At 59.3% G+C, this 10,017-nt stretch carries 8 protein-coding genes and 1 pseudogene; 3 read left to right on the top strand and 6 right to left on the bottom strand.

Translation table 11 applies throughout. The features are described from left to right. Positions 1–27: 27 nt before the first annotated feature. The 3 genes from QZZ60_RS02390 to QZZ60_RS02400 form a co-directional block, all read right to left on the bottom strand. Complete coding sequence (locus QZZ60_RS02390; protein ID WP_295637280.1) at positions 28–1,371, bottom strand: circularly permuted type 2 ATP-grasp protein; 1,344 nt, start codon at positions 1,369–1,371, stop codon at positions 28–30. A 575-nt stretch (positions 1,372–1,946) separates the two neighbouring features. After that, entirely contained in the window at positions 1,947–3,599 is a 1,653-nt protein-coding gene (coaE, locus tag QZZ60_RS02395; RefSeq protein ID WP_295637283.1) for a dephospho-CoA kinase, read from the bottom strand. Then, positions 3,596–4,000, bottom strand: coding sequence for a PaaI family thioesterase (locus QZZ60_RS02400; protein ID WP_295637286.1), 405 nt, complete (start codon positions 3,998–4,000; stop codon positions 3,596–3,598). Before QZZ60_RS02400 ends, coaE begins: the two co-directional genes overlap by 4 nt. Positions 4,001–4,429: 429 nt before the next feature. Here QZZ60_RS02400 and QZZ60_RS02405 point away from each other — a divergent pair, with 429 nt between their 5' ends. The 3 genes from QZZ60_RS02405 (at position 4,430) to QZZ60_RS02415 (ending at position 7,287) form a co-directional block, all read left to right on the top strand. Then, a complete protein-coding gene (locus QZZ60_RS02405; protein ID WP_295637289.1) occupies positions 4,430–4,750 on the top strand; it encodes a zinc ribbon domain-containing protein in 321 nt (106 codons plus the stop codon). An 8-nt stretch (positions 4,751–4,758) separates the two neighbouring features. Further along, positions 4,759–6,057 (top strand): adenylosuccinate lyase, encoded by a 1,299-nt coding sequence (gene purB, locus QZZ60_RS02410; protein ID WP_295637292.1) that lies wholly within the window; start codon positions 4,759–4,761, stop codon positions 6,055–6,057. 156 nt (positions 6,058–6,213) lie between these two features. After that, the gene (locus QZZ60_RS02415) at positions 6,214–7,287 is read left to right on the top strand and encodes a L,D-transpeptidase family protein (protein WP_295637295.1); all 1,074 of its coding nucleotides are present in this window, start codon (positions 6,214–6,216) and stop codon (positions 7,285–7,287) included. A 150-nt stretch (positions 7,288–7,437) separates the two neighbouring features. Here the strand turns inward: QZZ60_RS02415 and QZZ60_RS02420 are convergent, their stop codons facing one another. The 3 genes and pseudogenes from QZZ60_RS02420 to QZZ60_RS02430 all read right to left on the bottom strand — a co-directional run. After that, positions 7,438–8,109: a GntR family transcriptional regulator gene (locus tag QZZ60_RS02420; RefSeq protein WP_295637298.1), complete on the bottom strand. Its 672-nt coding sequence runs from the start codon at positions 8,107–8,109 to the stop codon at positions 7,438–7,440. Between the two features lie 326 nt (positions 8,110–8,435). Then, a complete protein-coding gene (locus QZZ60_RS02425; protein ID WP_295637302.1) occupies positions 8,436–9,434 on the bottom strand; it encodes a D-cysteine desulfhydrase in 999 nt (332 codons plus the stop codon). A gap of 24 nt (positions 9,435–9,458) precedes the next feature. After that, positions 9,459–9,743: pseudogene (locus QZZ60_RS02430) on the bottom strand (cation:dicarboxylase symporter family transporter); the annotation flags it as partial. Between the last annotated feature and the right edge of the window lie 274 nt (positions 9,744–10,017).

Here is a 10,017-nt window from a genome sequence, read left to right on the forward strand (position 1 = left end):
ATCCTTCTGTGATGATGGTGGATGATGTTAAAAGGGCTTTGCCAGCGACTTGTGATCGCGCAATACCCAGGTATCCTTGAAGCCGCCCCCCTGACTGGAGTTGACCACAAAGGAGTCGGCCTGACGGGCAAACCGGGTCAGACCGCTTTTCCAGACCACCGTACTGTCGGAGGAAGAAAGCACAAAGGCACGCAGATCGGCCTTGCGGTAGACGACGCCGTGATCTTCCATGGTTTCCAGGTCCTTGAAATTGATCACTTCCTGAGCAATCCACCGACGGGGCTCGGAACGGATGAGCTCCTTCAGCTTTTCCAGACGGTCATGCTCCAGATCGCGCCCGAACACCACGCCGTAGCCTCCGGCCTCGCTCACGTCCTTGATGACCAGCTTTTCCGCGTTGGCAAGAACGTAGTCGCGGTCTTCCTCATAATAGGGGAGGTAGGTGGGGGCATTCTGCAGTATGGCCTTTTCGCCGAGATAGTATTCCACCATGCGGGGCACGAAATAGTACAGTCCCTTGTCGTCGGCCACGCCGTTGCCGGGGCAGTTCAGAAGCGCCACATTGCCCGCGGCATAGGCCTGCATGAGGTTGGGCACGCCGAGAAGCGAGTCCGGCTCAAAGGCCATGGGGTCGAGATATTCATCGGACACGCGGCGGTAAATGGCGCCCACCAGCGTTTTTTCGTGAAAAATGCCCTGATAGTACACATGGTTGTCTTCCACGATGAGATCCCCGGGAAAGGCGAGGACGGAGCCCGTGCGTTCCGCAAGATAGGAGTGTTCGAAAAACGCGGAATTGTAGCGCCCGGGCGTAAAGACCACGTTGAGCCCCCCGTTGACGTTCATGTCGTCCAAGACATGCTTCAAAAGCTGCGGATAGTCGCGGTTGTCTTCGATGTGATTGGCGGAAAACGTTTCAGGACTCACCTTGCGGGAGATGGTGCGGGCGATAAGAGGGTAGGACGCACCGGAAGGAATGCGAAGATTGTCTTCCAGCACGAACCATCTTCCGTCCCTGGCCTGCACCAGGTCTATGCCGGCAATGTGGGCGAACACGCCGTGGGGAGGACATATGCCTTCACACTGGGGAAGATACCCCTTGGAGGCATACACAAAGGATTTGGGAACGACTTTATTTTTAAGGATGTTCTTTTCGCCGTAAACGTCGGCAAGAAACAGGTTGAGAGCTTTGACGCGCTGCGCAAGACCCTTTTCCAGATAGGCCCACTCTTCGGGGTCGATGACGCGGGGAATGGGATCAAAGGGAAAGAGCTGCTCCTTGAACTTCCCGTTCTTGTAAATTCCAAAGCGCACGCCATAGCGTTCCAACCAGTTGTTCACAGCTTCACGGCTTTCTACGAGTGAATACATGTCGGACTCCTGCTTGATATGTTCCGACTTAATGATGCAAAAAATATACCATATTGTCCAAAAAAAATGCCCGAACGCATCTTCTTTTTCCCCATGACGGCATGACGCTGAAATATAAGAACAAAAAAGGAACACGATTTTTCTGAGCCTGAACATGCTCGTCTGTTCCCATGCCTGAAGAACATAGGAATACCGCCGATATTCGGGAAATGGCCTCAAAATTCCCGAGACAAGAACATCTCCAGAGGGCGGTCTGCTCCCTGATTAATACATTAATGTATCTCTTGCGATATTATTGATATAATATTGAATCAATATTCATGCAGAACTTACAAATCCGTCTTTCGGCAAAAGCACGACGCCCCGCTCGTGCTGAAAAAGGCCCATGTCTGGGCCTTCTCATACCAGCACACCCGGCCCCGCGCTTCTCTTTCCAGCGAAGGCTCACCGCATGGACGAAACACTACCTGTCCGCAGAACGAAAGAACTGTCTCCCGGGCTCCGTCGGCGTTATTCTGCAAAGGCGGCACATTACTGCCTCCTTTTCCCCGGAAGCGGCAGCTCGGACTGCACGCTCATGCCTGTGCGCCCTCTCCGCTCCAGAGTGCGTGCCAGACCGCGCAGAGGGTCTCCCCTCTCGCTCTTCCCTTGTCAGAGAGCTTTGCAAGAAAGGTGTCCACTTCCCGGTCCAGGTCGTCCAGCGTGCCCGCGTTGTGAATGAGAAGATCCGCCGAAGCAATCTTGTCTTCCTGCTTCCACTGCCAGCTCTCCACGGCGGCAATCTTTGCGTCGCTCCAGTTTCTGGTGGCGCGCAGCCGCTCGTGACGCACGGCATCGGGGCACACGATGACCGCAATGTCCGCGCCCGGGCACGTCCAGCCCGTCTCAAACCAGAGAGGCACTTCCGCCACGGCCACGGCGTCGCCCGCCGCCTCGGCCTTCTGAAAGAACCTTTCCATGGAATCACGCACCAGAGGATGAATCATGCGCTCAATCTCGCGCCTCATCCCCGGCGTTTCCGCAAGAAGCTTCGTCAGCTTCGCGCGATCCACCCGTCCTTCATCGTCGAAGAAGGCGTTTCCCCAGCGCTGACGCATGAGGTGCCAGCCGTCCGCGCCGGGCCGGTACTGGGCGGCCACGGCCTTGTCCGCACTCCATACGGCAATATGCCGCTTCTCCATGCAATCCAGCACGGCCGACTTGCCGCATCCCGGCATTCCCGTGAGAATGACGCGCCGCGTGCCCCGCTCAAGCGCCAGCATGGCGCGGGGAAAGTCTTCCGGCGGAGGACAGACGAAATTCATGGCCCTGCCGTTCACGGGGTGAGAAAATTCCAGCTTCCACGCGTGCAGAAGCTGCCTTGCCGCCGGTGACTCCTTGTCCTCCGGTCCATAGACGGCGTCGCCCCACAGAGGAAAGCCCGCACGGGCAAGGTGAACGCGTATCTGATGAGTGCGCCCGGTAAAAATGCGCACGGCAAGCAGAGCAAAGCGTCCGGACGGCGAGGCATAAAGAGTGCTCCACGTCGTGAGCGCGCTGCGGCCACCCTTTTCCTCGGGAACCACGGCCATGCGCGTCTTTATGGCAGGATGGCGGCCTATGGGCAGATCGCTCATGCCTTCGGCCGGAGGCACGCCGCGGGTCACGGCAAGGTAGGTCTTGTGCACGCGCCGGGCGGCGAAGTCCTCAATGAGGCGCAGTCTCGCCCGCTCCGAGAGAGCGATGATCACAAGGCCCGACGTGTCCTTGTCCAGTCTGTGCACTATGCCCGGCCTCGGCCCTTCCTGAAGCGCCAGCGCCGGAAAGCGCGAGAGCAGGCGATGGACCAGCGTGCCCTGCGGGCAGCTCGGGCAGGGGTGCATGGTCAGCCCCGCAGGCTTGTTGACGACGGCGATGTCCTCATCGGCATACACCACGTCGAGCGGTCCCTCTTCCGGCACAAGGGCGTCCGAAGTCCCGGGCATGCGGAGAGTCACCACCTGACCGGGACGAACCTTGAAGTCGGCATCCGTGCAGGCAGAACCGTCCACCGTGCAGTCGCCCTGCTCCACCAGCCTCTTGATGCGGCTGCGGGAAAGATCGGCCACGGAGCCGAGAAAGGCGTCAAGACGCGTCTTCTTCATGCCCGCGGGAACCGTAAAGCTCGCCGCGCCGTCCGCTGATGAGGTCAGTTCGTCATCAATGTCCGGCTCTTCCGCACCCATGAGCGCGCGGGGCTGTTCCGTCATGCCTCTTCTCCGTCGTCGAATTTCCTCAGCACGTATCCGGTCATGACGGCCTTGGCGATGTTCCGGCCGTCCCCATCGTACACCATGATGTCGTACACCGCGAGCGTGCGCCCGAGACGAACGGGCACGGCCCTTGCGCGAAGAGGCCCGCACGTTCCGGGCAGCAGATAGGAAATGGAGCACTGCGCGCTTACGCAGAGAATCCCCGCTCCCCGGCATCCGGCGGCAAAGGCCATGTCGGCCAGCGTGAACATGGCGCCGCCGTGGGCATTGCCGAGCACGTTGAGATGACGGGAATCCAGCGGCATGGAGACCTCGCCGTTTCCTTCGGCATCAAAGCTTTCCACCCTGATGCCGAGAAGAGACGCCAGCGTGCCTTCCGTAACGACATCGCAATTCATGGTTCAACTCCTCATTGACAGCACATTTCAGGGCGCGAGCATACCTGCGGCCGCGCGGCATGGCAAGCCGTCCGCCGGGGGGGTGCCTGCCCGGAAAAAAACGGGAAATGCTCCGCGCCCCGCCTTCGAGGCCCTTCTTTCACTGGACAGCGTCCTTCGGAGAGTTTATATCTTCTGGATACATTTTCTTTTAAGGAGCAATCTCATGGCCCATAAAAAGATTGAACGCGCCAAGGAACTTGATCGCCGCCGTCATCGTCGTGCCCAGCGCATCAAGGAACGCATCCACGAAGCCAAGGCCGCTGCCAAGAAGTAAGTCTGGTTCGCGGGTTTCTGCGGCCTGCGGCTGCAGAGTCAGTTTTCCGGCGTGTCGGCTTTTGTTGCAGACACGCCGTTCCTTTTTTTCAGCACAAACTTTTTCTTTTCCCCATGCCTATCTACGAATACGCCTGCCCGCACTGTCAGAAAACCTTTGAAGAATGGCTCCGCTCCAGCGATAACGCCGAAACCCAGAACTGCCCCGACTGCGGTGCCCCCTGCCATCGGGTCATGTCCAACACTTCCTTCATTCTCAAGGGCGGCGGCTGGTTCGCCTCCTCCTACGGGCACGGGACCAGCAATCTTTTCGACAAGAGCAAGGGAGTTCCTTCCGTGTCCGATTCCAAGCCGGAAGACAAAGGCGACGCCGCTCCCAAAACCGAAAGCCCGGCCCCCGCAAAAAGCGCGGAAACGCCTGCCGGAACGAAATAGAGGTCACCATGATCGAACGTTACTCCCGGCCCGAGATGGCCGGACTGTGGACCCTGGAAAACCGCTACCGCTACTGGTTCAAGGTGGAACAGGCCGTGTGCCAGGCCTGGAACGAACAGGGCGTCATTCCCGATGAAGATCTGAAGAACATCATGCAGGACGTGGACTTCGACGTGGACAAGATCCTCGAAATCGAGTCCGTGACCCGTCATGACATCATCGCCTTCCTTACCTATCTTGAACAGAAGATCGGTCCTTCCGCCCGCTTCATTCATCTGGGCTGCACCTCTTCCGACATCGTGGACACCGCCATGGCCCTGCAGATGGTGGAAGCCGGAAAGATCATCATGGACGGCTTCGACCTCGTGCTCGACACGCTGCGCACCTTCATCCGCAAGCATCAGGGCCTCATCTGCATGGGACGTTCCCACGGCGTGCACGGGGAACCTGTGACCTACGGCTTCAAGTTTGCCGGATTCTATGCGGAATTCATGCGCGACAAGAAGCGCTTTGCCGATGCCATTGAAGACATCCGCACCGGCAAGCTCTCCGGCGCCATGGGCACCTACACCGTCATCACCCCCGCCGTGGAAGCCCGCGCCTGCGAGATCCTCGGCCTCAAGGCCGACATCATTTCCACCCAGATCGTACAGCGCGACCGCTATGCCCACTACTTCACCGCTCTCGCCATCGCGGCCGGCACGGTGGAACGCATCTGCGTGGAGCTGCGCCACCTGCAGCGCACGGAAGTGCACGAAGTGGAAGAAGGCTTCGCCAAGGGACAGAAGGGCTCCTCGGCCATGCCCCACAAGCGCAACCCCATTTCCGCGGAAAACATGTGCGGACTCGCCCGCGTCATCCGCTCCAACTCCCTCGCTTCCATGGAAAACCAGGCACTGTGGCATGAGCGCGACATCAGCCACTCCTCGGTGGAACGCATCATCACCCCCGACTCCACCATTCTCATGGACTATGTGCTGCATCGTCTGAACCGCCTGCTCGAAGGCCTGCGCATCCTGCCGGAAAACGTGGAGCGCAACCTGTGGGCCAGCTACGGACTGTTCTTCTCCCAGCGGGTGCTTACCGCCCTCATCGAAAAGAACATGCCCCGTCAGCAGGCCTATGTGGTCGTGCAGAAGCGCGCCATGGAAAGCTGGGAGACCCACAAGTCCTTCCCGGACCTCATCCGCGCCGACGAGGAAATCCAGGCCCATCTCTCGCCCGCCGAACTCGACGCCATTTTCGACATCAGGCACTACACCCGCTATGAGTCGGAAATAGTCGACCGCGTGCTTGCGGAAAAATAGTCCGCACACCATGCACTGACGCAAGGAGCGCCGCTTCCGATCTCACGGGAGCGGCGCTCTTCTTACACGCCATTGTCTTCCAACTGTTTTTCCCTTAAAACAAAAAGCGATCATTCCCGCGTCTTCCCGTCCGCGATTTCAACCAAGGAGACTCCCTTGTTCCGCCTCCTTTTCCTTCTGCTCTTCTGTCTGACTCTGCCGCTGCCGGCCGCCGCCTCATGGACGGCCAGGCTCTCTTCCCACTCACCGGAATACCTCCTTGCCGCCGACAAATCACGCAAGCTGCTCTTTCAGGTGGAAACGGAAGGCAGCGCACCCGCGGTCACCCGGCAGTTCGAATGCATACACGGCCGACTTGAAGGCGACAAACAGAAGGAAGGCGACCTCCGCACGCCGGAAGGCGTGTACTTCATCACGCACAAGATCACGCAGAAGCTCGACTTCATGGAATACGGGCCGCACGCCTTCAACCTGAACTATCCCAATCCCGCGGACAGACTGCGCGGCAAGACCGGCAGCGGCATATGGCTGCACAGCAAGGGACAGCCCATCACGGGACTCACCACGCGCGGCTGCATGGCCATAGACCAGCATGAGCTCACGGACCTTCTGCACCTGCTCGCACCGGGCACGCCGATCGTCATTGCCGAACATCTGGAAGGCGCGCCCTTCCCGCAGACGTCGCCCCTCGCCTCCCTGCCCGCCCCCTCAGCCGGAGGCGCCACGCTTTCCGGCCCGACCGGCACGGACGACGGCGCGCCTTCGCTTCCGGCAACGCCTCCCGCCACGGATGAAACGATGCCCTCCCCGCTCCCGGCCGGCGCGGGCATGGTCGCGGCGCAGACGCCATCCTCTGCCGCGGCGGCTTCTTCCGTGCCTTCGGGAGACGATGAAAAGGTGCTGCGCCAGACCCTGCTCTGGATGGACAGCAGACAGCACAATTCCGAAGACATCTTCAACATGTACGACAGACAGAACTACCCGCGCGCCAGCCGGGAAAAGTTCTCTTCCCTGCGCAAAAGAATGCGTTCCGATTTCCGGCGTCAGGAAGATCTCTTCCTCGACCGCGAAGGCATACGTCTTCTGGCCGGTCCCGGCTACTGGGTCTCGTGCTTCATCAAGAGCTACCAGCGCAAGGGCGTGTATCATCACGGACTGCAGGCGCTGTACTGGATGCCCGACGAAGGCGGCGAGTTCCGCATCATAGGCGAGGTGTGGATCAACAACTAGCCCGCAGCGATGAGCGCCGCCGGGTCTCTTCCGTACGACCGACCTCTCTCTCCGGGGATGCGTTTCCAGCCAGCTCCCCTTTCTTGTCCCGTATCAAAAAAGCCCGCGGAATGCGGGCTTTTTCATGCCGGAACAATACGCCGTTCAGTCCTAGCAGGCGCTCTCGTGCTCGTCGTGCACGAGCTCGGAAAGACGAACGCCTACTTCCTCGTAGTGCTTTCGCAGCACCATTTCAATGTTTCTTCCGTCGCCTTCGCGAACCGCCTCGGCAATGAGATGATGCCGGTCGTAAAATTCCTTCGGCGTGAACAGCGTGCGCCAGTAGGTATAGTACAGGAACTTCGCAAGAGAAGAGCAGGACGTGCGCGCGATGTCGATGAGACGCTCGTTGGTGCAGGCGGAAAGCAGCGTCATGTGAAAGGCCTCGTCGATTTCCGCAAGCGTGTCCAGATGCACGGCATAATTCACCTGCTCGTCGAGCCTGCGCACCACCTCGTCAAAGGCATCATATTCCTTTTGCGTCCACAAAGGCAGCGACTGCGCCACGGCCGCCCCCTCGAGAATGCCCGCGACGACATAACTGTCATAAATTTCCTTGGCGCTCATGGAACGGACGTGCTTGCCCTTCTGCGGTTCGGCGCATATGAGCCCCTGATGGGCCAGCATGAGCAGCGCCTCCCGTATGGGAGCCCGGCTGATGTTGAGCTTCTCCGATATCTGCGACTCCCGCACGGGCTGCCCGGGCAAAAGCACCCCGGAACGGATGAGACTGCGTATGTATTCGGCGGCCTTGGTACTGTACGTTTCTTTTTTGAACTGCATAGGATGACAGGTGGTATCGTGGTGAACGGCACTCCTTTCCGGTAAAGAGCTCGCCGCATCTGAAAAACATCCTCCCGGAACGGCTCGAAGACGGCTCTGTCGCATTCATGACGGAGCGTTGTCCCGTCCGCTCCGCACAGACGCCACACTATCGACATTCGGCCGCGCCGCAGATACGGAGGACAAAAGGTCTTCAACGGACGATTGTGTCAAATTTTTTCAAAATTGAAAAGTGCGCACCGTTTGGGGCTCGAAAAAAAGCCTCCCCGAAACCATGAAGATTTCAGGGAGGCGCACCGCTAACGGTCGTCAGACCATGCCGACCGTTAGCGGAAGGTGGGCAGGTAGGCGTACAGGGCCGGGGAACCGCCGGTGTGCAGGAAGAGCACGTTGGCTCCTCTGGGGAAATAGTCCTTGCGGATGAGATCGATCATGCCGGACATGGCCTTGCCGCTGTACACGGGGTCAAGCAGTATGGCTTCGGTGCGGGCGAGCATCTTCACGGCCTCCACCATGCCGTCGTTGGGGATGGAGTAGCCGGGCTGGTAGTAGTCGCCGAAGCACACCACCTTTTCTTCAGGAAGCGTGATGCCCGCACCGATGTAGTCCAGCGTTTCCTGGGCGAGCTTGTGCACGATGCCGCGCTGCACGTCGCCGGGGCGGCTCACGTCGATGCCGCTCATGGGAATGTCCATGTTGTTGCCGCAGAAGCCGGCGATCATGCCGGCATGGGTTCCGGCACTGCCGCTCGGCACCACGACATGGTCGAAGTTCAGCCCCATGTCGAACATCTGCTGCATGATTTCCTGAGCGCAGGAAACGTAGCCCAGAGCACCGATGTGGTTGGAGGCGCCTCCGGGGATGATGTAGGGCTTCTTGCCTTCGGCACGGAGCCTTTCGGCCACCTTTTCCATTTCCTCCATCATGGGCGAGCCGCCGGGCACCACGGTGATGCTCTTCACGCCGAGCAGCTGATAGAGGAAGTTGTTGCCCGACGCTTCGGGATTGTAGCTGCCCTTCATGCGTTCCTCGAGCACCAGATGGCAGTCGAGGCCTTCATGCACGGCCCAGGCGAGAGTCAGACGGCAGTGGTTGGACTGCACGGCTCCGCAGGTGATGAGCGTGTCCGCGCCGCAGGCCAGAGCGTCGGCAATGCTGAAGTCCAGCTTGCGGGTCTTGTTGCCGCCAGCGCAGCCGGGAAGAAGATCGTCACGCTTGATGTATACGTTGACCTTGTTTCCCAGCGCTTTGGAAAAGTTGGGCAGATATTCGATGGGAGTGGCTTCCTTCACATAGCCGCGACGGGGGAACTTGGCGAGATTCATGATGTGTCCTTGCAGATTGGCGAGCACAAGGCCGATGACGACGGCCGCGGTCGTGGTGAGCAGATAATAAAGAATCGTTTTCGACGCCACGCGCCCGAGTTCCTTCACGTCGCACACGCTTGCCGCGCCCGCCACAAGGGTGGTGAACACGAGCGGCACCACGACCATGCGCACCAGCGTGATGAACAGATCGCCGAGCGGCTTGAACCAGCTTGCGTCTATGCTGAAGGAAGGAGCCATGGCACCGATCACGATGCCGAGAACCATACCGATACCCATCTGGGCGGGAAGACCTAAACGTTTTGACATGGCGACTCTCAATGTAAACACGTTGGGACTCTTCTCGTATCCATGTCGGTCCGGCGTTCCCAGCCGTGGCGGCACGAATGGTCTCTGCCGTCGTTTGCTTTCTTCTTCCTGTCCTCCTGTGCTCAGTCAGGACCACCCGTAAAACGGGTGGCTTGTTCAGCCCTGTAAGGGCTTGTTACTTACTCGCGCCTTAAGGGCGCCGGCTTGAACTTCTCAGGCCGGCGCCCTGTATTTTTCAACAGTTCAAGCCCCCATGTACTTTGACTCGTAGCCT

Origin of the sequence: uncultured Mailhella sp. (assembly GCF_905187505.1) — a bacterium.
Lineage (GTDB): Bacteria > Desulfobacterota > Desulfovibrionia > Desulfovibrionales > Desulfovibrionaceae > Mailhella.

What these genes read in the sequence shown, in the direction of transcription:
- QZZ60_RS02390 (WP_295637280.1), bottom strand. Translation starts at nt 1,371, where the DNA reads ATGTATTCACTCGTAGAAAGCCGTGAAGCTGTGAACAACTGGTTGGAA.
- coaE (WP_295637283.1), bottom strand. Translation starts at nt 3,599, where the DNA reads ATGACGGAACAGCCCCGCGCGCTCATGGGTGCGGAAGAGCCGGACATT.
- QZZ60_RS02400 (WP_295637286.1), bottom strand. Translation starts at nt 4,000, where the DNA reads ATGAATTGCGATGTCGTTACGGAAGGCACGCTGGCGTCTCTTCTCGGC.
- QZZ60_RS02405 (WP_295637289.1), top strand. Translation starts at nt 4,430, where the DNA reads ATGCCTATCTACGAATACGCCTGCCCGCACTGTCAGAAAACCTTTGAA.
- purB (WP_295637292.1), top strand. Translation starts at nt 4,759, where the DNA reads ATGATCGAACGTTACTCCCGGCCCGAGATGGCCGGACTGTGGACCCTG.
- QZZ60_RS02420 (WP_295637298.1), bottom strand. Translation starts at nt 8,109, where the DNA reads ATGCAGTTCAAAAAAGAAACGTACAGTACCAAGGCCGCCGAATACATA.
- QZZ60_RS02425 (WP_295637302.1), bottom strand. Translation starts at nt 9,434, where the DNA reads ATGAATCTCGCCAAGTTCCCCCGTCGCGGCTATGTGAAGGAAGCCACT.